19 protein-coding genes are annotated in these 24,524 nt (G+C 61.9%); 7 read left to right on the forward strand and 12 right to left on the reverse strand.

Annotation, left to right across the window (positions count from 1 at the left end; genetic code table 11):
- Positions 1–175: 175 nt before the first annotated feature.
- Together tbsP and DVK00_RS15885 are read left to right on the forward strand one after the other, a co-directional pair.
- Positions 176–994: a transcriptional regulator TbsP gene (tbsP, locus tag DVK00_RS15880; RefSeq protein WP_121577990.1), complete on the forward strand. Its 819-nt coding sequence runs from the start codon at positions 176–178 to the stop codon at positions 992–994.
- 31 nt (positions 995–1,025) lie between these two features.
- Entirely contained in the window at positions 1,026–2,735 is a 1,710-nt protein-coding gene (locus tag DVK00_RS15885; protein WP_121577991.1) for a YcaO-like family protein, read from the forward strand.
- 44 nt (positions 2,736–2,779) lie between these two features.
- Here DVK00_RS15885 and DVK00_RS15890 read toward each other — a convergent pair whose 3' ends face one another.
- The 3 genes from DVK00_RS15890 to DVK00_RS15900 all read right to left on the reverse strand — a co-directional run bounded on the left by DVK00_RS15890 (position 2,780) and on the right by DVK00_RS15900 (position 5,143).
- Entirely contained in the window at positions 2,780–3,928 is a 1,149-nt protein-coding gene (locus tag DVK00_RS15890; protein ID WP_101350151.1) for a DUF63 family protein, read from the reverse strand.
- A 102-nt stretch (positions 3,929–4,030) separates the two neighbouring features.
- A complete protein-coding gene (locus tag DVK00_RS15895; RefSeq protein ID WP_101350152.1) occupies positions 4,031–4,870 on the reverse strand; it encodes an inositol monophosphatase in 840 nt (279 codons plus the stop codon).
- A gap of 72 nt (positions 4,871–4,942) precedes the next feature.
- On the reverse strand, positions 4,943–5,143 hold the full coding sequence (locus DVK00_RS15900; RefSeq protein ID WP_004518094.1) for a hypothetical protein: 201 nt from the start codon (positions 5,141–5,143) through the stop codon (positions 4,943–4,945).
- An 892-nt stretch (positions 5,144–6,035) separates the two neighbouring features.
- Here DVK00_RS15900 and DVK00_RS15905 point away from each other — a divergent pair.
- Positions 6,036–7,253 (forward strand): glycosyltransferase family 2 protein, encoded by a 1,218-nt coding sequence (locus DVK00_RS15905; RefSeq protein ID WP_121577992.1) that lies wholly within the window; start codon positions 6,036–6,038, stop codon positions 7,251–7,253.
- 27 nt (positions 7,254–7,280) lie between these two features.
- Here DVK00_RS15905 and DVK00_RS15910 read toward each other — a convergent pair whose 3' ends face one another.
- Positions 7,281–8,171 (reverse strand): hypothetical protein, encoded by an 891-nt coding sequence (locus tag DVK00_RS15910; RefSeq protein WP_233560820.1) that lies wholly within the window; start codon positions 8,169–8,171, stop codon positions 7,281–7,283.
- A gap of 312 nt (positions 8,172–8,483) precedes the next feature.
- On the opposite strand from DVK00_RS15910, the gene DVK00_RS15915 reads away from it, so the two are divergent.
- From DVK00_RS15915 to DVK00_RS15925, 3 genes are read left to right on the forward strand one after another with little or no spacing between them, the layout of a single operon-like run.
- The gene (locus DVK00_RS15915) at positions 8,484–9,929 is read left to right on the forward strand and encodes a DUF58 domain-containing protein (protein ID WP_121577993.1); all 1,446 of its coding nucleotides are present in this window, start codon (positions 8,484–8,486) and stop codon (positions 9,927–9,929) included.
- Positions 9,926–10,429, forward strand: a complete 504-nt coding sequence (locus DVK00_RS15920) for a hypothetical protein (RefSeq protein WP_101350155.1) — start codon at positions 9,926–9,928, stop codon at positions 10,427–10,429. Before DVK00_RS15915 ends, DVK00_RS15920 begins: the two co-directional genes overlap by 4 nt.
- Positions 10,426–11,376 (forward strand): hypothetical protein, encoded by a 951-nt coding sequence (locus tag DVK00_RS15925; protein WP_121537473.1) that lies wholly within the window; start codon positions 10,426–10,428, stop codon positions 11,374–11,376. Before DVK00_RS15920 ends, DVK00_RS15925 begins: the two co-directional genes overlap by 4 nt.
- A gap of 14 nt (positions 11,377–11,390) precedes the next feature.
- On the opposite strand, the gene DVK00_RS15930 is transcribed toward DVK00_RS15925, so the two are convergent.
- The 8 genes from DVK00_RS15930 to DVK00_RS15965 form a co-directional block, all read right to left on the reverse strand.
- Complete coding sequence (locus tag DVK00_RS15930) at positions 11,391–12,401, reverse strand: MoxR family ATPase (RefSeq protein ID WP_101350157.1); 1,011 nt, start codon at positions 12,399–12,401, stop codon at positions 11,391–11,393.
- Entirely contained in the window at positions 12,394–13,488 is a 1,095-nt protein-coding gene (locus DVK00_RS15935; RefSeq protein WP_121577994.1) for a DUF4350 domain-containing protein, read from the reverse strand. Before DVK00_RS15935 ends, DVK00_RS15930 begins: the two co-directional genes overlap by 8 nt.
- Positions 13,488–13,763 carry a hypothetical protein gene (locus tag DVK00_RS15940; protein ID WP_101350159.1) on the reverse strand — a complete coding sequence of 92 codons (276 nt, stop codon included), beginning with the start codon at positions 13,761–13,763 and terminating at the stop codon, positions 13,488–13,490. Before DVK00_RS15940 ends, DVK00_RS15935 begins: the two co-directional genes overlap by 1 nt.
- 88 nt (positions 13,764–13,851) lie before the next feature.
- Positions 13,852–16,917 carry an FtsX-like permease family protein gene (locus tag DVK00_RS15945; RefSeq protein ID WP_101350160.1) on the reverse strand — a complete coding sequence of 1,022 codons (3,066 nt, stop codon included), beginning with the start codon at positions 16,915–16,917 and terminating at the stop codon, positions 13,852–13,854.
- Between the two features lie 7 nt (positions 16,918–16,924).
- Positions 16,925–17,626: an ABC transporter ATP-binding protein gene (locus DVK00_RS15950; RefSeq protein WP_101350161.1), complete on the reverse strand. Its 702-nt coding sequence runs from the start codon at positions 17,624–17,626 to the stop codon at positions 16,925–16,927.
- Positions 17,627–17,709: 83 nt separating this feature from the next.
- On the reverse strand, positions 17,710–19,398 hold the full coding sequence (locus DVK00_RS15955; RefSeq protein WP_121512235.1) for a sodium:phosphate symporter: 1,689 nt from the start codon (positions 19,396–19,398) through the stop codon (positions 17,710–17,712).
- Between the two features lie 62 nt (positions 19,399–19,460).
- Positions 19,461–21,074 (reverse strand): hypothetical protein, encoded by a 1,614-nt coding sequence (locus DVK00_RS15960; RefSeq protein ID WP_121577995.1) that lies wholly within the window; start codon positions 21,072–21,074, stop codon positions 19,461–19,463.
- A gap of 116 nt (positions 21,075–21,190) precedes the next feature.
- A complete protein-coding gene (locus DVK00_RS15965) occupies positions 21,191–23,269 on the reverse strand; it encodes a hypothetical protein (protein ID WP_121577996.1) in 2,079 nt (692 codons plus the stop codon).
- 209 nt (positions 23,270–23,478) lie between these two features.
- Between DVK00_RS15965 and DVK00_RS15970 the strand changes: the two genes are divergently transcribed.
- Complete coding sequence (locus DVK00_RS15970) at positions 23,479–24,492, forward strand: DUF1616 domain-containing protein (protein ID WP_121577997.1); 1,014 nt, start codon at positions 23,479–23,481, stop codon at positions 24,490–24,492.
- The last annotated feature ends 32 nt before the right edge of the window (positions 24,493–24,524 follow it).

The following is a 24,524-nucleotide window of genomic DNA, read 5'->3' on the forward strand; positions in this document are numbered from 1 at the left end:
AAATCGACGCTCAGAATCGGTGGTTCAGTCCGTGAGGCGAGCGGCTTCTGCTTAGGACAGTTGACCAATATTTTATCGCCTCTTACCGGTGTGTGTTGTCTGATTGTTAGCGAAATCAACACAGTATGGCCGGTAAAATTAAATATACTAATGCACTAGATACTGCCAAGGGACAATGACCGAAAATCTCCTGCAAGACGACGTCGGTTCTATGTTGACCACGGTGTTTGGGGCAACTGACGAGCCGGTGTACGTCGTGAACCCGTCGCGGCGGAGCATCTCGGAGCTTGTATCGACACTGGACGCGGACTCGGACGCCCCCGAAGTTCGGCTGCTGGCCGACGAGCGGGCATTGAAAGATGTCATGGACGACTTCCTCGTTGCGAGCACCGCGGCCGACCTCATCGACGAGGAGCGGCTCACGATGCGACTGCTCGACGACGTGCCGAACCACTCAGTTGCGGTGACTGTCGATACGGTGTATGCGCTCGTGACGATCAGCGACACGGTCGGCGGTCTCGGGACCGACGACGCGGCGTTCGTGGACAACGCCTACGACTACTACGACTCGGCTTGGGAAGACGCCGACGAGTACTCGCTCCGGACGCCGCCGCTCAACCGCGTCCAGAGCACGCTGGAATCCGACATCGGCCCGGAAACCGCGTCGGACTTCAACGACGTTCTCAGCTCTCTGTCGACGGCCCGCGGCGATGGTGACGGGCTTGATGAGGTCACCATCAGTCTGCTCGTGGCTGCCCGAAACGGCGAACTCCTGTACGACATCAGCAAATGGGGCGAGGATGTCGGGCTGGCGAGCAAGGCGACGTTCTCGCGGACGAAGACGAAACTCGAAGACATGAACCTCATCGACACTGAGAAGGTCCCGATCGACGTGGGCCGACCGCGGCTCCGCCTGATGCTCGGTGACGACCGGCTCAAAGACGCTGACCCGGACGAACTGGCTTCCGTGGCCCAGTCCATCCTCGCCGCGTAGGTTTTTCTCCCTTCACGACGAGGGCTTCGGCATGCGAACTGTCGAAGTTGTCGGGCGTGGACCGGCCGTCGATGCACTCACTGCGTTTCTCGCTGATATCGACGTTTCAGTAGCACAGCCGCCGACACCGGCGGACAGCGGTGGCGATCTCGCCGTCGTAGTCGATACCGTCGGGTCAGAGACGTTTGCGGCGTGGAACGGCCGAGCGAACGGCGATGGCATTCCGTGGGTCGCCGTCGAACTGGGCGGCATCGGCGGCGTCCCGGTGACTGACGCCGCGGTCAGCGGGTTCGGACCCGAGACGGGCTGTTTCGACTGTCTCCGGGCTCGGGTCGAGGCTTCAGTCGATGACACCGAGGAGATCACAGAAGCCCCGGCTGCGGCCACGCAACGATTCGCGGGAGCGTTGGCCGGCCGACTGGTCTCCCGGTTTCTCGACGGGGACGCTGCCCTCTTTGGGACGGTCACGGAACTCCCACATACGCAGCGGCGGTTCCTGCCGGTCCCGGGCTGTGACTGTGGCGAGACGCCGAGCCGCACCCTTGACGACGGTCGCCGGACAGCCCCGGACAGCGAGGCGCTCTCACGGGCGGAACTGGGCCTCGACGAGCGGGTCGGTATCGCCACGGAAGTCGGCGAGGTCGAGTCGTTCCCGGCTCCGTACTACCTGTCGACGCTCGCCGACACCACCGGATTCAGCGACGTGTCGGCCGCCGCCAAGGCCGCCGGTGTCGCTATCGACTGGGATACAGCCTTCATGAAAGCGCTCGGCGAGAACTACGAGCGGTACGCAGCCGGCGTCTACAGAGACGGGACGCTGCAACGCGGGACCGTCACCGATGTTCCGGATGCCGTCACACCCGATGCGTTCGTGAGGGACGAATCCGAGTGGGACGACTCGACGGCACTCCGCTGGGTCCCGGCGAAAAATCTACTGACCGATGACCGTCGGTCGCTGCCCGCCGAAACCGTCCACTATCCGCCGCCATCGGACGCTGTCAGGCCGGCAACGACGACCGGCCTCGGACTCGGAAACACCGTCACCGAGGCGTTACTGACCGGGCTGTACGAGGTCATCGAGCGTGACGCCGCGATGCTGTCGTGGTACTCGACCTTCGAGCCACTCCGGGTGGTTGTCGAGGACCACGAGCAGTACGACACGCTCCAACGGCGCGCGACATCTGAGGGGCTCGACGTGACGGCGCTGTTGCTGACACAGGACGTGGACGTGCCAGTCATCACTGTCGCGCTGGAACAGGACGAATGGCCGCGCTTCGCGCTCGGGACCGACGCAGATCTGGACCCGGGCGCGGCCGCCGTCGGCGCGCTGGAGGAGGCGCTCCAGAACTGGATGGAACTCGACAGCATGGGGCCAGAGGCGGCCATGGACGCACAGGGCGCAATCGGACGCTACGCCGAATCACCCGGCGAGGCCGCCGACCTGACGGCCACCGAGACGGCGGTCCCGCTGGACTCGCTCGGCCCCGATGCAGACCTCTCCGGTGAGGCGGAGCTAGAGACACTGTGTGACCGGTCGGCGGATGCGGGGCTCACGCCACACGGGGCACGGCTGACAACGCGCGATCTCGAACAGCTCGGGTTCGAGGCAGTCCGCGTCGTCTGTCCGTCGGCCCAACCGCTGTTCTTCGGTGATTCGTTCTTCGGCCAGCGGGCCGAAGCTGTGCCGGCCGAGTTGGGCTTCGAGCCGCGGCTCGACAGGGAGCAGCATCCGTTTCCGTAGCGCCGACGCAACGAGAGGCGGAGTCGAATAGCCGAAGTCCGTAATCAGATGCCAAACGTCGCCCGCAGCATATCCCGCGTCCCCGGCCCCAGACCGACCGCGGTGACGGCGATGAGCAACAGGAGCGCGTACCGCGGGCTATCGTCGATGAACTCCTGATTGAACAGCGAGACGACCAGCGAAGCGACGGCGAGCTTGACGATCAGGAACGGCCACGACGTGCCGATGGCGGCCGAGAGGCCGGCCGGCTGGAGCGCCTCGGTGGCTTCGATGATGAACTCGTTGGCCGGGTGTTTCGGATAGTACGTCAGTGGGACGTTGAGGGCGTCGAGCCAGTCGGCCAGCAAGACGTTCGCGACGCCGTCGATTGCGTGGCCCCAGATGACGAGCAGACCGATATAGCCAGTTCCGTCGTTCAGCGCCGGGCGGTAGGACTCGAACAGGCGGTACAGACCGTACGACAGCGCTGACGCCAGCACGACAGTCGTGATAAGGACTGACGGATACAGCGTCGCATACTCACGAGTAAGGGCGACAACCGTGAGATACAGAAGGGTCACGGCGACGAACGCTCCGCCGATAGCGCCGGTCGTCCGGTAGTAGCTATCGATGACGCCACGCTGTTCGAGGTCCACGCAGGCGACGAGGACGAGCAACGTCAGCAGGAACACCGTCCCGTAGATGACGGGACTGATGATGAGCGAACTCAGCGGGTACTCGACGATGGGTGTGACCCCGGCGTCGACCGCGCGATCGGTCGCGTCCTCGACGGTCCGCAACGCGCCGCCAAGCAGCATGAACGGCACGAACGCGAAGTAGAGCTTCGGGTCTTCGGCGATGTCCAGTCGCTCGAGGAGGAAGTAGACGCCGACGAGCATGTACACCAGAATCAGCATGTAGCCGACCTCGGAGACGATAGTGTACCCCGGCTCAGCGATGAGCCGCCCATCCTGAATAGCCGCCCTACAGCCATCGTACAGCGGTTGTGGGCCGGATGCAGTCATTTCGGCACAGCTGGCCGACTTGGCGTCGGCGTACACTGGGCCCCAGAAGTACTGCCAGAGGAACCGATCCCAGACGGCCTGTGGAGCGGCCATAACGGCCCCAACCGCAACGAGGAGGACTGCAACGAAAGAGCCCACCCAGAGCTGGCCGGGCCCGTACTCATCGACGGCTCGCTCGAACGTTTCCATGGCCGAGTGACCGGTGGCAGGCGGTTTCAGCGTTCCGGTCCAGTGTGCGTGGAGCGAAAGTCCGCGAGCCAGACGCGGCGGGGTTTGGATGTGAAAGTGAGTTTACTCTCCCCTGAGCGCCTCGTTGCCGGCCGCTACGAATGCCTCGTGAGCCTCGCCGTTGGAAGCGACGACAGAGTCGCTGTCGTGAGTCCAAGGCTCGCCATCGAGGTCAGTGACTGTGCCGCCAGCCTGTCGAACCATATGGACGCCGGCGAGCGTATCCCAGGGTGCCATCGGGCGCGTGCAAACGAGTCCCTCAAGTGCCCCGTCGGCAACGTGGGCCAGCGTTGCCTGGAACGACCCCAGGCGCCGGATGTCACCGAATCGGTCGCCGACAGCACTACACAGCCGACCGAACTCGTCCCGGTCATCGCGGTCCCACCAGCCGACGGGGGCCACCGCAAACGTCTCCGGGTCGGTTCGTCCACTTACCGAGAGTTCAGTCCCGTCTCGCGTCACATTTTCAGGGCCGGCCGCATAGAGGTCACCATACGAGGGGAGATAGATCACCGATGCGACCGGGTCGCCATCGACGACCGCACTGACAGCGGTCCCCCACAGGCGCATTCCGCGGACGTAGTTTGCCGTCCCGTCGATCGGATCGATTACCCACACAGAGCCGTTACGTGGGATGTTGTCGACTGCTTCGGGTTCGTAGTCGGCCTCCGGCCCGGCTCGCGGCGAGAGGGCTTCCTCACAGAGGAATCGGTCGCCGGGAAACGCTTCCAGAACAGTGGCGACGACCTGTCGCTGGGCGTCGCGATCCGTCTCCGTCACGAGATCGTTTTTGTTGGCCTTCGACTCAACGTTGAGGTCGCCCCGGAACTGCTCCCGGGCTACGACACCGCCAGACCGGGCCGCTCGCTCGGCGACCGCCGCCCGGTGGCTTGCATCTGTCATACCTGACGGTGGACCGCCCTCATTCAAACCGTCTCGCCTTCCAGCAAAACAGGGCCGACCACCGGCGATGGATTACTCCTCCTCGACAGCCTCGTCAACAGCGTCGAGAATTGCCTCAGCGATGTCCCGCGCTTCGTTGGGTGTGTACAGGACCTGGTTCCCTAGTGACTGTTCAATACGGACGTAGCCGTCATCGTCCTCAATGGAGAAAAACGCCGTATTCTCCAGCGGTGGCACGTGCAGGCTGGCCCCCTCGGACTGGTCTGTGGCCATGTTACTTCTTAACACATAGGGTGGCTTAAATCTACGGCCCAGAACAACAACACCCCCTCCAGTTACAGAAATTAATAATCAGACCCAAATGACTTAGACTCATGCCGAGAATTCATAGCTATGGCATCGCTACGCGGGGCGCTCCGGTTCAGTAAGGACATCTCAGTTATCATGCTTTTAGGAGCTGTTTACGTCCTTGGATTAAGCGTCGCAACGCTGCTCAGCGCATTGGAGAACCGGCTGCCACGAGTACACGCTGTTGGCGGCGAAATCCGGAGTCGACTTCGCCGCCCAGTGTGAGACACCCTGGTAACCGAGTCGCCCCGGGGCAGTCAGCTGGCACACGGCATCAGGGCGTTTCCGAAGCGTATCAATCAGATTCGACGAGTTCCAGCGACCGTAGGCGATAGTCGAGGCCCTCACACCTGTCTTTAAGCATCAATTCCGGCGTACTGCGACTCTTCCCGTCGTGGCATCCTGTTAGTAGCTAGCTCATATTGTCTGATATATCTGCAACTAAAGCACGCCGCTGATACAGGATACTAATCTGATAAATGCATGATTCGCAACGTACATTAGTGCCTGAATAGTGTGCCTTACTGATAGGTGCTCACTACACAATACCGTCATGGCGCGAAGAAATTCTGGCCAATCAGGGAGATGTGAGCGGTTTCGTGCTAACTATTGTTATTAATTATGAATTACCGCACCCAACAGCTTTATTATATGTTGCTTTGACATGACATCCTGTGTGGGAACTATGCGGTACCTATCAGAACTTAACCATTGACATCAGATAAAATGGGGCCTACTAGTCGTATTCGCAGAAAGCCGACCAGGGGAGTGGAGAGTGCATGCTACTAGACGCACCAGTTTCAGCCGAGGTACGGGAATGACAATACAAGCAAACCAGGCAAATCAAGCGGACAAACAGGGGATTGCAGCCAAGACTGCAGACGAGTTTCTCGTCACGCCAGAGAGTGAAGTCACGCCGGTTTTGAGCGTCGTGATGCCGACTCTCAACGAAGAGCAAGGAATCGTCGAGTGTATCGCCCGGATCAAAACAGCGGTCTCCGAGTTGCGCGTCCCGACTGAGATTATCGTCAGCGACAGTTCGACCGACGCGACACCGGAGTTAGCCCGCGAGCGAGGGGCGACAGTCGTGACCCCCGATGAACCGGGCTATGGCTATGCGTATCGCTATGCGTTCGGCAAGGCGCGGGGAGAGTACATCGCGATGGGCGATGCTGACACGACGTATGATTTCGAGATGATTCCGCAGCTTCTCGATCCCGTGAAGAACGGCGACGCGGATATCTGTATGGGGAGTCGACTTGAGGGAGAGATTCGGGACGGTTCGATGCCGCCGCTACACAAATACGTCGGCAATCCACTGTTGACACGATTCCTGAACACGTTTTACGGGGCCGGTGTCAGCGACGCCCACAGCGGGTTCCGCGTGTTCACCAAGGACGCGCTCGAAACGCTAGAGCTAGAGACGACCGGCATGGAGTTCGCCAGCGAGATGATTATGGAAGCCGGCGCGAACGACCTCACCATCGAGGAGGTCCCGATTATCTACCACGAGCGTGAAGGCGAGGAAACGCTCGACAGTTTCAGTGACGGCTGGCGACACGTCCGTTTCATGCTCGTGAACGCGCCTGAGTACCTGTTCTCGTATCCGGCCCTGTTGCTCGTCTCTGTCGGGGCACTGTTGATGTCACTGTCAATCGCCCAGCTGTCGATCAGTGGCGTCAACTTCGGGATACAGACGATGGTGGGCGGGTCGCTGCTGGCAATCGTCGGGTATCAGGTCTGGACGCTCGCACTGTTCAGCTCCATTGCCGCGAACCCGATAAACAAACCCGATGGTGTACTCGTCGGGATGATACGGGAGCAGTTCCAGTTGGAACACGGCGCGTCCATCGGCATTCTCGCGGCTGCAGTCGGGATTCTGTACCTCGGGAGTGTGTTCGGAGAGTGGCTGCTCGTCGGCGAAGCGGCATTGCCGTCAGCCACAGCGACCCTGCTGGCCTCGACAGTCGTAGTACTCGGACTACAGACCGTGTTCGGGTCGTTCTTCATGAGTATGCTCGCAGACAGCAGCTAACCGTCGGTTATCCCTTTTTCGAACGAATCAGGCCCGCGTACATCTGCTAGAGCACGCGTTCTCCGCACACGCAACGTCGGGCTGTGTTCGGTTCTCGGCAACGAACTGCCACTCGTTTCGGCCCACGCTGTCGGTACCGTTCGAATAGGTGAGCTGTCTGTACAGCCCGTTGTAGTTCATCACGCTATCGTACTCTGTCTGGGAGTAGCGCTCCTCGTCAATGCCGTCCTGATGGGCGTCGAGGCCCATCGCGTGCCCGAATTCGTGCATGAACAGCGAAGCGGTGAGTTTCGTCGAATCGAACCGCTCCATCGCCGCGACCTCAGGTCGTCCCGCACCGACGAAGTAGTCGTCCCCGTTGTAGGCGACATCGTCGGTGAGCAGGACATAGTAATAGCCGTCAGACCGGTGCTGCGAGTGGTTGGCCCGGAAGTCATAGATGTCGTTTCCGGCCCCAGCGCGGGATTTCGAGTAAACCGTCCCGTTGGCCGAGAGGTTCGTGTCGTCCGTGACGAGATGGATATCGATTCCAGTGGAGCCGTCGGGGTTCGAAACAGGTGCCTTCTCGAACGTCTCGACGATGGACGTCTGGACCGGCTCGCTGAGCGTCGTTGACTCCGTGGAATCAACCTCCACGTAGATGTCCGTTCGGAGCGGGTCCGCATCGGGAATCGCCTGTTCACAGCGGACTTCCATGCCGTCCGGGTAGCCGTCGCCGTCCGTGTCCGCACTGGTCGGGTCGGTATCGTAAACGGACCGCTCTAGCGAATCGGATAACCCGTCTCCGTCTGTATCAGTGGCATTCGGGTCGGCCTGTATCTGCTGCGCGCTTGGCGTATTGGCCCCACCACCGCTAGCAGTGTTCACCTGCGGCGGCCCCCCGGCGGCTGGAAGCACGACACCAGCGAGAAGCAACATGACGAGGCCAACGGCGCCGAAACGAGCCAGCGCTACGGTACGGAGCCAGCGGTGGCTGGTGTCGGCACAGTTACCCGGTTTTTTAGATTCAGTATTAAGATTGATTTTAGAAACTGCACCTATACAGGCCCCCAATATTTGAGCTAGAATAGACATAGATGGTACCTATACGCTAATATTCTCAATTACTGGTTAAGAAGGTAATTCCCCAAATATCAATATCAATTTCGATATTGGAAACGATCATAACGCAGTGGTCTCCGGCTGTGGCTGTCGGTATCTTCAATGGGCTCGGTTCAGTAACGGAAGGCAATGCGTGTCACCCGACGGTTCTGGCTCGCGGTCACTGCTGCTGGTAGTCTCCTCGTGGGTGGTGGGGTGCTTGATGCACCCCTGTTGGTGGTCGGTGCTGTCGGGCTCACAGGCTGGCTACTCGCAATGCAGTTTGCGTTCGTTCGTGGCGTCTCACAGCTCAGGGACGATCTCACGGTGACCCAGTCACTCGACCGGGCCCGGGTACAGACCGGCGCCGAAACGACGTACACTCTCGAAGCATCAGTTGACACCGCCGGCGATCACCTGCCGCTCTCCGTCGAGACAGAGATTCCACTCGTAGCGCAGATGGAAGCGGGCCCCGATTCAACGGTCACTCTCGGTACATCGATGCAATCGGCGTCGGTGACACTTCCGCTCACCTGGGAGACTGTCGGAGAGTATACCATTCCCGGAGCCACAGCGACGGTCAGCGACGGCACCGGGCTGTTTACCCAATCGTTCGCGACGGCACCAGGTCCCGAAGTACTGGTCGAGGCACCGTCAGTCGGCCCGATTCACGTTGGGCAGGGTGGGAAACAACTGCTACGCGGTGTCGGCGAACACGATGCCCGCGGGCGGACAGGTGGCCTCTCGGCCGAGGAAATCCGGAAGTACGTCCCGGGCGACGCACTGAAATACGTCGACTGGAAGGCGACTGCCAGACTCGACGAGGCGCACGTCCGCAATTACGAAGCCGAGGGGAACCGTAGCGTGGTCCTCGTCTTTGACCACCGTCAGACGCTGGGCGACGGTGCACCTGGCAACACGAAGCTAGAGCACCTCAAATCGGTCGCCGCGGCGTTCCAGCAGCGTGCCGAAACGACCCGCGATCCGCTGGGTTACGTCACTATCGGCGACGCGGGCGTAACGGAAACGAGAGTTCCAGTGGCGAGAACCGAGGCCTACAGGTCGTGCCAGCACCGGATCAACGACCTCGACGCCAACGCTGAAACGCCGGCAACAGCCCCCGCAACAGCGGCTGCCACCGGAAGAGTAACGGGGGCGGTGAATCCAGCAGCCGACACACAATCGCCGATGGAAACGGTGCTGCTCGCGTATCGAGACGCTACCGGATCGAAACGACATCTCCCCAATCAACCGCTGTACAACGGTTTGCAGACGGCCCCACACGAAATACGTAGTGCGGACCTGTTAGTTATCTGTACAGACGACAGCAGCCCGAGCGAACTGCGGAACACAGTCGGCCAGGCGAGACGCAACGCAACGGAGGTCGTTGTGTTCATCACTCCATCGGTGGCCTTCGATACCGACCGCCTCACCGACCTCGATACCGCTTACGAACGGTATCGGACCTTCGACCAGTTCCGGCGTGAGCTGAACGAAATCGACTCGGTGACGGCCTACGAGGTCGGGCCCCTAGACCAGATCTCGACTATTCTGTCCGCCGGCCCAGCCAACACAAACCAGCGGGGGTACGCATGAGTACAGCACTGAACTCGATGGGACGGTCGCGCCGAGCACTACCCACCGTGCTCGGCCTGCTTGGTATCGTCGGAGCAACAGGAGGGCTTCTCCTGGATGGACCGGTATGGCTTGGCCTCATCGGTGTTGTCCTCGGCGGCCTCTACCTGTCCGGAACAGCCGTTCTCGCGGTCGTGCTTGGACAGATAGCACTCGTCACAGTTGAGACGCCGTCACTGCTATCACTCGCCCTTGTCGAAGGCGGCCTGTTCCTCACATTGCTTTCGGTGGCTACCAAGACGCCTGACAGTCGAGTCGCCAGCAGCCTCGTCGCACTTATCGTGCCGCTGCTCGGCGGCTTCGTCTGGCTGTCGGTCTGGCGCTGGACCATAGACCCCCTCAGGGTTGGGTTCGCCATCCTCGTCGGAACTGCCATCGTCGGCTATCTGCTCCATCGCTATCTGCTGATAGAACTCGACATCGTGACTGCAGACATCGCTTCGGATCGTGATTTCCAATGAGTCAACCTGCGCCCTCGAAACCGGATATGACAGCAGATGACACCGACCAACAAGCCGATGTTGTGCGGGACCGTCAGACACTCGAAGCGGAGCTTGAAGTATTGCGGGAGGAAAACCGTCGATTACGTGAATCGTACGCACGCGCGAGACGAGCAACGTTCAGACGGACCGCAGTAGGCTTTTTCGCAGTCGGTGGACTGTCTCTCGTCGCGGCGTTTGTCTTTCCGGCCCTGCAAACCATCTTCATCGCGTTCGGTGGGACCGGTGTGTTTGCCGGCATCGTCACGTTCTATCTCACCCCCGAGCGGTTCGTCTCGGCGTCGGTCAGTGATACGGTGTTCAACACGCTGGCAGATGTCGAACAGCACCTCGTCAGCGAGCTGGAACTCCAGACTGAGAGGATATATGTCCCAACAGCATCCCATCCGGAGACGGCTGCGCGCCTGTTCGTCCCCCAGCACGTCGAGTACGCGGTCCCCGACCCGGAGCAGCTAGAAGAACTGTTCGTCACGGGCGTTGAGGCAGAACAGGGAATATCGCTTCCCCCGACTGGTGACCGGCTATACACCGAGTTCGAGCAGGCGATGTCGGGCACGTTCGGTACCGGTCCCGATGCAATAGCGACACAGCTGACTGCAGCCCTGTCCGAGCAGTTCGAACTCGTTGATGACACGACAATCGAAATCGATAGCGAGAATCAAACCGCTTCTATCGCCATCGACAATCCGGCGTTCGGCGATATTCACCAGCTAGATCACCCAGTGGTGTCCCTGCTTGCGGTGGGATTTGCCACGGGCCTTGATCGGCCGGTTACCGTCGATACGCGCGATGACGACCGGTTCAGCGGTGTCGTGACCGTTTCGTGGGACACACCCGAACAACCGTCACAGTCCAGTGACGCGGCGACCCCAGAACAGGAGATGGCACCGACTCCGGAAACCGACTAACTGCGGTCCGGGCGCTATTCGAACTCGCGTTTCGTTCCGCCGTCACCAACTGCCGTTTCGACGCCTGCACTGTGATCGGTGTCGGACCCGGGCGGCGTGATCGACTGAAGGATCTCTTCGATAACTGTTTCGGCACTGATCTGGCTTAGCTCGGCGTCACTGCTCATAATGAGACGATGGCGCAACACCGGGAGCGCCATCTCTTTCACGTCGTCCGGAATGACATATTTTCGGCCGTTCAGACAAGCAACCGCTTTGGCTGTATTCTGCAGTGCGAGTGTCGCCCGCGGTGAGGCCCCGTGAACGACGTTTCGGTGGTCCCGGGTCGCGCCGACGAGCGCGAGAATGTACTCCTTGATGCTGTCTTCGATGTGTGTCTCAGGAACTACTGCCCGAGCGTCCAGAAGCTCGTCCCGGGAGATGACCTGTGAGATAGAGTCCGCATCGAGCGTCGGGTTCGCGTCGAACCGATCCAGTATTGCACGCTCCTCATCGGAATCGGGAATCTCGGTGACGAGTTTCATCTGGAATCGGTCGCGCTGTGCCTCCGGGAGTTTGAACGTCCCCTCCATCTCAAGCGGGTTCATCGTCGCAACGACGGTAAACGGCGTCGGGAGTTCGAGCGTCGACCCTTCGATAGAGACCTGCCCCTCCTGCATTGCTTCGAGGAGTGCGCTCTGTGTTTTCGGCGGAGCGCGGTTGATCTCGTCAGCGATGACCAGATTGGTAAACACCGGCCCTTTCTGCAGTTCGAACTCCCCGTTTCGCTGGTGATACACCGTCGTGCCAGTGATATCCGCCGGGAGCAGGTCAGGCGTCATCTGGACCCGGGAGTGCTGGAGGTCAGTCGCGTTGGCGACGAGCGTGGCAATCGTGGTTTTCGCGACGCCGGGGACCCCCTCCAGAAGCACGTGACCGCGTGTGAGCATTGCGACAGTAATGTGACGAAGAATCTGCTCGTTACCGATAAGAACTGTGTCCGTCTCCTCTTTGAGACGGTCATACAGTACCGACGGATCAGTCATTACGTTGACGTTCGGGCCGCTGTTTAATAACGGCTTCCGTTACTCGCTCCACCTGAGCGGCCTCCCAGTCCGGGTGACGGGCTCTGAGATACTTCTTGACGCCCTCCCGGGACAGGTGTGGGTTCGGCTCGCTGCTCCTCTCTTCGCGGAATCGGTCCCGAAGAGACTCGTCGAGACGGCGGTCGTACGCGAATAGCGCCCCGACCAGCACGACGCCACAGAACAGTAACAGCACGTCTGACCGCTGCATGGCGAGTACGGCAGCGGCCACTGGCGGAACGCTACCGGCATGCGAGTAGTCCAGCAGTGCCGTATCGTGGTCGGCAACGAGATTCATGACAAAGCGGCGATTGTCACCGCGTTCAAGCATCGCATTCACGAAGAGGCTCGGGTCACTGACAGCAATGATCTGACCATCACCCACCGATTCGCTCGTGACGACGGGCCGAGACGCTAACTGCTCCTCGCCGTCGAGTTCGCCGTTGCCGTCGGTGTCGAGATAGGCGTATTCGGAGGTGGTGACGAGCGTCGTCGCGTTGCCGGCCCTGACAGTCGTGCCGTAGTTGAGGACGATAGTATCGACACCCGCCGTCTCCGGGTAGTTGCCGACGGGCGTCGCTTCCGGGAGCGAGGCGTTCCGGTAGTAATTCCGGTTGTCATACACTGGACGGCCGTCGAAGCGTGCCTCCGCCCCGACAGCAGCAAGCAGAGCATTTCCGTGTGGGCGGTAATCGTCGGCGACGACGAGTGTCCCGCCGCTCCGGACGAACTCAGCGATTCGTGTCCGCTCGCTGGACGAGTACGGCTCCGCCGGCGAGAGAACAACTGCAACGGTGTCGTCCGGGTCACTGGCCTGATACTGACTCACATTCGTTCCGACAGTCACGTTTGCACCAGCGTTGGCTGCGACGGTTCGGAGTTCGTCTGTCCCGTCCCACTGTGAGTTATACGCACCGAACGCTGCTGAGGACGTGCTCGCAGCGTAGACGAGTGCGATGACCGTGAGGGCGGTGTAGGCGGCGAGTAGTAGCTGTGGGAGCGTGAGCGATGGCAGCCGGGAGTCCTCAGAGAGCGGTGTCAGCGCCATCAGACCAGCCCCGGCGGTAGAATCGCAAGGATCCGTTTGATGACTACGTAGGCAAAGCCCACCAGACCGATTCCGATGAGCCACCAGAGTCGTCGCCGCCAGCGCGGCGAGACGGTCTGCGGTGCGACCAACTCGACTGTGACGAGAAACCCGATCAGCGAGACGACGAAAAACAGCTCCAGCGTCAGCGCATCCAGCAGGGTCAACACGAGGATGCTACCAAGCACCCACATGAGATGCCCGTAAATGAACTGCTGGCGCTGTCGGGTCGCCATACAACGGCGTTCTTGTCGGCAGACAGTCAAAGTTCCGACCGACAGCCGCCAGCAGGGAGTGGCTTATTTGACAACCTAGCAGTGAGAGTCAGTCGTCGCTAGACTGTCTTTCGGTAACCGAATCGTCATCGGGCGTCCGCGTTCGGTCGCCGCTCGGGAGCAACGAAACCGGTGACGCTGTCAGATACGGCACCGTTGCGACGAGGGCACCGAACAGGGCGAGCAAGACGCCGCCGACGAATATCGCTGCGAGGATGGCCGGCGGAGTCCGCGCGGAGAGGCGGAACCCGAAGAAGACGAGCCAGCCAGCCCGCTCCAGCAGCTGTAATGCAACGACTGACAGGCCAAGCGCGAAGCCGGTCGCCGGAATCGCGATACGAGCGATGTCGGCCAGAATCGTCCGCAGAATCCGCCATTGCGTCGCGCCGGTCGAGCGGTGGATGCCGATGGCCTGCCGACGCGCGTGGACCCCCTGTGCGAACGTCGCCGTGGTACTGCCGACGGTACTCAGCGCCGAGAGGACGACAAGGACACCGAGAATCAACTGAACGTTCCCGAACACGCCCTCGACAGACCGTTCGATGGGCGTGCCAGACGCGTACGACCCGCTACTTGCCACCGCAGATGCCAACCGACGGTCGCCGGTCACCTCGTACTCCGCTGTGGCGAGGGTGGTCCCGTTGGCTGTCATCCGGTAGGTGTACGTTCCGGGCTGACTGCGTCCGTTATCCGGAGAGAACCGCGTTTGCGTGACGTTTCCGGGTGGCATGTAGACGGTCCGGTTTCGGGAGACACCGGGACCGATGACGCCCACAGTGCGTGTGATCGGTTCCTGCCAGGGATTTGCGAGCCCGACCCTGAGCGTTGGCGTCGTCAAGACCGACCCTGACGACGGCGATATCGACAGCTCCCCGTACAGTTCCCGCTCAGTTCCACGGACAATCTGAATGTCGTGTGTCGCCGTCTGGGTTCCGGAACGGGCCGTTATCGTGTAATTCCCCGGCTCGCGTGGCAGGGGAACGACGGCGACACCGCTCGACCCAGTTCTGACCGACGGTCCGTTCACTGTGACAGTGGCGTTCGAAACCCGCGCTCCAGTTTTCGTGACGACAGGAACGGAGAGCCCCGACCCGGGCGGGGCCTGTGACGGCAGCTGGTTCGGTATCTCGATAGCGTTCGGTGAGACGACTGACACTGAATGGGTGTACTCCCCGGCAGTAGCGTTTGCGGTCCCCTGCTTCGACGCGGTAAAGGAGACAGTGCCACTCCGTTCCTGTCCCGGCGGGACTGCCACCGTTGTAGTCCGCTGCTGGCCTCGATACCGGACTGTGACATCCCGGTCCGCACGTTCGGTACCGACGTTTCGGACGGTGACGGTGAGATTGACTGTATCGCCCTCCGTGACGCGTCCCGGGCCTGACAGCCCCGTCACGACAGCGCCCGACTGGTTGGCAGCGACACCGCCAGCATCGTCGATCCCTGCGACCGACCCTTTCACGCGAATCATGTGGACCTGCCCCGGTCCGGTCGCCAGGTCGGCTGCGGAATCACGCGGCAGAATGAGCAGGTCATCGAGCGTTCTAGCGGCGTCGTACCGTCCGACGACGGTGACCCGGCGGACTCCGGGCTTGACGCTCCCACTGACGGTCAGTTCGTCACCAACCCCGACATCAAGCGTCCGTGCGAGGTCGCTCCCGATGACGGCCTCGTCGTACCGCTGTGGTCGCTGGCCTTCGACCAGCGTGGCACCGGTGACGTTCGCGAACGCGTCGTACTCCGCCCCGTGGGCCATGTACGGCTGGCCGTCCGAGACCTGCGCGTAGATGATTTCCGGGCTGGCCGGTGTCCCGTCGGCCCGCAGAGCCGAGGCGTAGTCGGCATCGAGGCGGCTGTTCAGCGGGTGGGGCGCGCCGGCTTCGGTGATGGTCCCGGAGCCGCCCGCCCCGCCCCCGAGCGGAGACGCGAGGCCGGCCAGTGAGACGACCAGCAGGAACGTGATGCCGAACACGGTCAGCGTCGCCGCCGTCGGGACGACCGAGCGCCACGAGAGGAACGTCGGTGTGACCCAGTGCCGGACCCTCGCAAGCCCCGACTGCCCGGACTGCCCGGATTGAGTGTGACGGTCCCCGAGGGCAGCCGGCGGGCGAGTCGCCGCCGGATAGGCCGCGAGCGCGCCGGCCACCAGCCCCATCAGAACAAATATGCCGGCGACGACACCGACAACAGTGGCGCTCTGCCCGGTGACGGTGATATCGAGCGCGATTGGGAGTCCAACGTAAATGGCGACGTTGACAAGCGCCTTGATCAGAATGAGTCCGACCGCGTAGCCCAGAACAACGCCAGTGGTCACGAGGAGACCAGCGCGGAGCGTAAACAGGAGTCCCACCCGCCACCCCGACGCCCCGGTCGAGCGGATGACCCGGATCGCGTCGAGTCGGTCGCGGACACTCATCCGCGTGACGTTGTAGACGACGATGAGGACCAGCAGTCCGCCGGCGGCCGCGGCGATACCAAGCGCCCAGAGGACCTGCTCCAGACCGCCGAGGACATACAGGAGTGCACTGACCAGCGGTGCTCCCTCGCTGGGCAGACTCCCCAGCCCGGTTCCGCTCGGGCTATGGTCGACGACGAAGTAGCCGGTGACGCCGACCTGCCGTGCAGTCGAGGCGTTCGTCACGTACCACTGATTAGAGAGGAATGTCGTCCCCCGTTCCTGTGGCACGACAGTGAGCGAAACGGTGCCGTTCGACCCGTTGATCGCCCGAGTTCGCTGCTGGGGGACCGGTCCCCGGCCGTCAACACCGTCCGGAAGTGTCGGTAATCGACCCTCCTGCCACTGAGCCGACCCTTCGATGAGCACGCGTGGCGTATCGGGCGGGATACCGACGAGACGAACGTCGGTCCCGTTTACCGTCGCCGTCGCTGACGGGAGCACGGTGACATCCCCGCTGGGTTCCGGTGGGCCGTTTTCGGCGTCGTGGTAGGTGACAGTCCCGGAGTTCGCAAGCGGCTCAGCGAACGTTTCCGAGTACGTGACGGCAGTGAACAACAGCAGTACCGTGCCGATGAGAAACGCGGCCGTTACGGCGACGACGACGACCGTGAGCCGATCCCGTCTGGACCAGCGAAACAGGAGGGCGTTTCGGTATCCCATCGGTTCGTTAGTTCGTCTCCGTGGACGGGCTCGCGTCCGGCGTCGAGGCGGTATCAGAAACGAGCGTGCCGCCGCGGATGAACAGCCGTTCGTCGAACCGTTGTGCCAGTTGTGGGTCGTGGCTGATGACGACGAGAGCGGTTTCCGTCGATTCCTTCATGCTGAACAGGAGGTCTAGCACCGACTCGGCTGTGTCCGGGTCCAGCTGCCCGGTCGGCTCGTCGGCGAGGATAATTTCGGGGCGGTTTGCGAGCGCGCGCGCAATGGCGACGCGCTGTTTCTCGCCGCCGCTCAGCGTCGCAGGATACTGGTGTTCAAGCCCGGTGATTCCAAGGCGCTCAAACAGCGTGTCCAGCCAGTCTGAGTCGCGGTCGCCCGCGTGCTCCTGCGGGAGCGACGCGTTCTCGCGGGCGGTCAGGTCGCCGATGAGCTGGAAGTCCTGAAAAACGAACCCGAGCGTTGTCCGCCGAAGGCTCGCGCGCTGGCGTTCGGACAGGGTGCTCGCGTCCCGACCGTCGACTTCCAACCGTCCGCTAGACGGGGGTTCTAGCAGCCCGAGGACGTTGAACAGGGTCGACTTCCCGGCCCCGCTCGGTCCCTGAACGAGCAGTGCCGCGTCGGACCCGACCGTGAGTGAGACGCCGTCGAGAATCGTTGTCCCCCGTCGTGTGACACACAGCTCCGAGCCGACGAGGACGGGGTCAGTCATTGTCGGCCTTTCTGCCGGCCTCGTATTGTATGCCACGGTTACATACCCGGGAGAAACAGGGACGGGGGCCAAGCCATGTGCGCTCAGCAACTCGTCTGGTTCCCGCCAGGCCGAACGAGGTACACCGAGTCGAGACCGCGCGTGTCATAGACCACGTCGTTCTCGTAGCGCCACTCCTCCAGCGCCGCGGGCGTGGTCTTCTCGCTCCCTGCTGGGAACAGGTGCGCTCCGGTCGTCCCCCACGACGCCCGCGATAGCGTCGGGCAGTTAGGTTCCGCACCACCACCGAGCCACCGAGCAGTCGGCTGGTACGTTCCGTTGGACGCACCCGGATAGTACAAGTCGACGATACGGCTGAACGGGTGGTCGGACGCCCACTGCTCGTCGACGTGGTCCGCAGTAAACGTCGCGGCCGCGAACTGCGATTCGGTCGCTCCGGTCGGGAACGCCAGCGTGTCGAGATTGACGAACGCGATGGGCATCGTCGCAACTGCAGCAACCACGACGATGATCGTCACAACGGTTGCGAGTCGGTGGCTGTGTGTCCGTGCCGTTCTAAGCCCGCCGTCCGGTGACATCGACCGCCGATAGGCGACCGACGCGACGCCGATGCCGGCGAGGACGAACAGAGGGAGATGGACGAAGGTCTGTCCGCGAAGCGCTGTCCCGTAGTACTCCGGCGTCAGCGAAGCGGTCAGCGAAAAGTACACGATGACGATTGGCGCCAGCAGCAACGCCAGTACGACCGGGCCGATCAGTCGACGGTCGCGGCTCGCACGCGGCAGGCCGACGACCGCAAACACAACCGGAACGGCGAAGGCTGCGACTAATATCAGGAGGCCAGTCGGCGTGGTCTGTGTCCCGGGAAACACGGTCTGTACCGCGTTCGCACCGAGCGTCAGGAACCAGAGCCCGACCGCGCCGCCGATCGTCACCCGCTGGAGGCGAGCGCTCGTCCGCTGGAACCAGACCAGCGTCGCCACGAGGAGGACGACCCAGGCCAGGAACAGGCCCGGATACGCGCTGACGCGGTCGACGTACGGGACCTCCAGAAGCGAGCGTTCTGCGATCCGATAGTACCCCCACATGTACACCCAGAAGCCCGCGACGACAGCGAGGGCAGTAACAGCGTCACGGCGGGTCGGAATCCGGGCAAGATGGGCGGCTAACACCCCCGTCAGCACCAGCGCAGCGATGAGTGAGCTAAACGTATGCAAGAGCGGGAAGACAGCGAACAGGACGACCACAACCGCCCCCCATCGACGTCGGTATCGCTCCGTCGTGAGCAACCGGTGGACGGCAATCGCAAACAGCGGGAGCAAGAGGAACGCCAGCGCCTCCTCGTCCGTCTGTCCGGTCCGTCGGAGATAGATGCCTTCCACCGCGAGCCCCATCCCGACCACGCCCATCGCCAGCGTCGTCCGCGAATAACGCCAGCGACCCGTCTGCGCGAGGCGTTTGACTAGCGCCATCGCGGTCAGACAGGACGCTGCACCGGTGACCGCGACGACCGGCTGGGCGATGTACAGCGGCCGTTCACCGGTGAGTGCGCCGACGACCGTCAGCACAGCGGTAAATACGATGTTGTCCGCGCGGAACCGTGTGAGCGGAAAGCTCCCCGTCCGAAGTGTGTCTCTCGCCAGAGCGACGTAGCCGAATCCGTCTAGCGTCGAGGGCAACGGTGTCCAGTGCAGCGTCGTCAGTCGGGCCGCGACTGCTACGGCCAGCACAGCCACGATGAGCAGTACTCGCCCCGTCCGGCCGTCACTCATTGGCGGGTCCTACAGCGGGTGGGTGTAAGATAGTTACCGCATTTCGATAGCCGACTCGGGATCTATGATAGGCTGTCGACCTGAAAGTCCCTAGCGCGTTCGACCGCGACTTCCGCACTGGCACGGTCCATCGAGTCTGCCGAGAAAGCCGCACGGTCGTATGCTGCCACGACGCTCCGAACCGTATCGACCTGATCTGCGCTGAGGGCGCTGTCCTCGCACCATTCGAGCAGTTCCCAGTGCGTCTTCCCGTTCTGAAGACTCGCTGTTGCCCGGAGGTCGTCGGAGACTGACTCGTATGCCATTGTGACTGCCAAGTCGTACTCGCCGGCCGCGATGGCCTGCCCCATGCGGTCTGTCGGACGGCTAGCCGATGTGGGAGTGTCGTCGTCGGACTCGGAGGCGTTGGTTTCGTCGGTGTCAGTCGCCACGGTCGTATCAGTGACCCGTACGTTCTCAGCGTCAGTTGGCACAGTCGTCTCTGTGTCATCGGACTCGGGGACAGCATCGGAGTACAGACCAAGACGGCGAGCGATGACTTCGAGGAGCATGAGGATGACTCCGGTCACTACCGCAGCGGTGACCGGGACTGTAAAGAACGAACGGACCTCCGAGACAAGAGCCTGAAGAACGCTCTCTGGTTGCTCCGTCGGACTCGTCGCAGCGCCGCCCGAAAGGTCGATTGTCGCTGACGCTTCAGCTGTCCCAAAATTCGTGTTGGACTCGTCGAAGCGTGCCGTGACAGTCACGCTACTATCACCCTCGGGAAGGGCATCTGTGGACAGTCGCGTCTCGAAGGTCCCGTTTTCGTCCGTCTCGGCACTGCCTTGCTGCTGGCCCTCGGTCGAGAACTGAACAGACTGGCCGGGCACAGCGCGTCCGTCACCAGTTAGCACTGTCCCGTTCACAGCGATTGCCCCATCAACGCGTGTCGCGTCCATCGATATCATCACCGGCCGAGGCTCGACTGTGATCGACTCGGCGGCACGCTCGCCCGCAATCGCGCGGTCCTCATACGGAATCACAGCCGAGACCGTCTGCTCACCCGTCGACACGGGCGGCAGCCTGATGACGGTCCTCACGGTCCCGTTACTCCCCGTCACCACGCGTTTGAACAGCGTCCCGCCGATGCGTAGTTCGATCGGGATATCGCTGACACCCGCGCCGTTGACGCGCACTGCTGTTGTGACTACCAGTTCGTCGCCGGTGGCAAGACGGGACGGCGACCGGTCGAGAGTGAGCGTCGGAGTCACCTGCGTTACGCTGACAGTGGCGGTTGCTGTGTCACCGCGATACGTCGCGGACTGGTCTGGGATGTATCGGACGGAAACATCAGTGGTACCGGTCCGTGCCGACCGGGGCCGGTACTGGAACGCGAACGAACCGTTGCCATCGGTTCTGACGAGCCGTGTTCGGTTTTCGACTTCGAGTCTCACCTGCTCGGTCGCAACAGGCGTCCCGTTCGCTGTCCGTAACGTTCCACTGATGCGAGCCGGATTCGTGTAGGAAATCGATCCGGGAATGGCCTGCACGTCGAGTGTCGTGTTCACAGTCTGGGTCTGTATCGCAGTCCCAGCACTGTCGGAAGCGACGGCTGGCGACCCGCCGATCCCGAGAAGCAGGACCAACAGGACCGTCCCGGCACCGACGAACCACGAGTGCGTGGTCGCCACCATCAGGTTTGACAATAAGTGACATGCTCGTATTATTATTTCCGCTTCTGAGGGTTGAGCGACGGTATATTCAGAAATGACTGGAGCCAACAGCAGAGACTAACACGTCGGTTGGACGGTCACGGAGCCCCGTTCGATCTGATTTTGCGGGCGCGTTCGACGGCTGCTTCGGCGCGTGCCGGCTCGACCGATGTCGGTGCGAACGCCGCCGTCTCGAAGGCTTCGACGACCGTTTCGATATCTGCCATCCACTCGTCAGAGAGGCCATGCTCTCGGCTTCGCTGGACCAGTTCCCAGTGTGTCGTCCCCTCGTCAATTCCGTTTTCCACCGCTAACGTGTCGTGGACAGCGATGTACGCCACCATTGCTGCGGCGTCGTAGTTTCCGCTGTCCAGATGCGTTTCGACGCGTTCCTCGAACGTCGGACTCGATACGTCCGACGGGTCCGCCAACGGGTCTGGTTCGGTCATTGATACGTCAGCCGCCTCGGCTGGTACAGCCGCGTCCGTATCCTGAGATTGGTTGAACCGCGACACGACAAACCAGGATGCGACGACGACTGTAAGTGCCATTCCACCACCAACGACGGGTAACAGACCGTATCCGATGATCCCGTTTCCGAGGGCGGCTGTCGGGCTCTCGTCAGAACCGAACAGTATCGCCACCAGAGTATCGATGAGCAGATCGTTCTCCGAATCGGACCCGACCGGTGGGTTGCCACCACCCGACCCTGCGGCCAGCATTGCTGTTGCGGTCGCGTTACCGAGATTCGAACTCGGTTCGTCGTACGTAGCGATGACCGTAATTGACTCGTTCGCCTGCAGGTCTACGAGAACGGTCTGAAACGAGCCGTTTTGGTTCGTTTCGACGACTTCACTCACAGAATCACCGACCTGAATCCGGACCGGGCGATCCGATACTGGGTTTCCGGCAGCAGTCTGTAGGTGGCCACGAGTGAGGACGCCCTCATCTGTGCGCGATGCGCTCACTGAGAGGTCTGTCTGGGTCTCGACCACGACAACAGGGGTTTCCGACTGCACACCGGCGATAGCGCGGCGTTCGTACGGAATCCGGGCGACGACCTGGCGGTCGCCGTCGTTTACCGACGCCGGAACTCGGACGGGTGCTGTGGCGGTTCCGTTCGGCCCAGTCGTCGTCCGTGCGACGACGGTGTCACCCATAACGAACTCGACCGGAATCTTGCCGACGCCCATCGCACCGACTGCCACAGACGCCGAGACGTCAAGCCGGTCGCCGTATCCCACCGTATCCGGCACAATTTCGCCTGTTACGTCCGGCGTCACCTGCTGTACGCCTATCGTGAACGTGGCGTTGTCGAACAGGTACACCGAGTCTGCTCTCGGAACGTACTCGACCCGCACGGACTGTGACCCGAGTCCGGCCGAGCGCGGACGGTACTGCGTTTCAAACGTACCATCCGAGTCAGTCTGCACAGTCTGTGTCCGGTTCCCGATCCTGAGTTCGACCGCTCCGTCTGCGATGACCGAACCATTCTCCGTCCGTATCTGACCGGATATCGTCCCAGGGTCACTGAACGATGCAGTTGAGTCTATCGCCTGAACCGTGAGCGTCGTGCCGACGAGCGTTTCCTCACGGACCTCCGCTTGCGTTGCCGTGATGTTCTCCGTCGTCTCATTGATTTCGCTCTGTCCTGAGGAGAGGTCGACCGACGTAGCGTTCTCGATCTGTTCGAAGTTCCGGTTCAGTCGCCGGCTCCTGTCGCTGATGTTCGATGCTGTTCGCTCCATCGCACGCGCGGTAATGCGGGCTTCGCGTTCGTTGCCACGGTCGCGTGCTGTCTGATACGCTGCGTACTGTTGCCGATACCGTTGAACCTCGTTCGTGAGATTCCGCTGGTTCTCGCGCGCGGCCTCGAACTCCCTCGCAGCGGCGTCGTCCGTATCAGACGACGTGTCTCCAGCGACTTCGACGTACTGCTCTAAGCGCCTGTCATAGCCGTCGCCGAGGACCGACCGGGCCTGGTCGTACTGGTCGTTCGACAGCGCAATGCTGCTGTTTTCAAGCCGTCCCCCTATCGTCCGAGCCAGCCACGCGGCCGTTTCATCGCCGTATTCTCCGTCCGCCACTGAATCCGGATTTGCCTGTTGCGTCTCGTTGTTGTCCGTCGGCGTCTCCACTTGGCGGTCTAGGGTCGAGCCTCCGGCATCCGCTTGCACCGCTGTCACGCCACCAGCGCCCGCTATAAATCCTATGACTGCTAGAGTGACGAACACGACCCACGCCTGACTCCGGGACACACCGAGTTGTTCTGGTGGGTTGATAAAATGCGTTCGGTTGGCTCACTGTACTCCGTTCCAGTCGGGTACTGCGACAGAAAGCAAATCAATCAGCTATTTTTTTACCGTGCCGACATGACTCACTGTCAATGGCTGAAACCCGGGCGTGGAAACTACTGCTGCCGCGCCAACTCCGCCACCTTCCGGCCGATCTAGCAGGCGTTATCGGCGTGGTGATTCTGACGAACCTAGCTGCCCTCCTGCCGGTCGTCTCCGACACCCCAGCCCGCATCGTCGCAGGACTCGTGTTCGTCCTCTTCATTCCCGGCTATGCGTTCATCGCGGCGCTGTTCCCGGAGGCCGGAAGCGGCCCGACGGCTGATGAGGAGAACGGTACGAATCCACAAGCCGACGGAATTGACGCTATCGAACGGACTGCACTCTCATTCGGCCTCAGCATCGCGCTCGTTCCGCTGGTCGGTCTGGTGTTGAACTTCACGCCGTGGGGCATCCGCCTGCTTCCGATTCTCGTCTCGCTCAGCGGACTGACGCTCGTGTTGACTGCTGTCGCGGCTGTTCGACGCTGGGCATTGCCCGCTGACGAACGGTTTCGCGTCCCGTACCGTACGTGGCTCAGTGCCGGCCGTGATGAACTGTTCTCGCCGGCTTCACGGACAGACGCAGTCCTGAACGTCCTGCTGGTCCTGAGCATCCTGCTTGCGGCCGCCAGCGTCGGATATGCCATTACGGTGCCGAAAGACGGCGAGCGGTTCAGTGAGTTCTACCTGCTGACAGAGGACGAAGACGGCGAACTCGTCGCTGACGGCTATCCGACGGAGTTTCGCCAGGGCGAGGGCCGCTCGCTGATTGTCGGTATCGGCAATCAGGAACACGAACGGACAGAGTACACCGTTGTCGCCGAGTTACAGCGCGTCGAGCGCGTCGGCAACGAGACGCAGGTCCGGGAGCGGTCGGAACTGCGACGCTTCCAGCCGACGCTAGGTCACAACGAGACCTGGCAGCGCCAACACGAGGTGACTCCCGGGATGACTGGCGACAGGCTTCGGCTCCAGTACCTGCTGTACCGTGGCTCACCGCCTGCCACCGTGGACCAGTCGACCGCATACCGGGAAGTCCATCTCTGGGTGAACGTAACCGGCTAACCCGTGTTCTCGTAGAACCCATGTAACTCGGG

It is taken from the genome of Haloarcula sp. Atlit-47R (genome assembly GCF_003665985.1).
GTDB lineage: Archaea > Halobacteriota > Halobacteria > Halobacteriales > Haloarculaceae > Haloarcula > Haloarcula taiwanensis.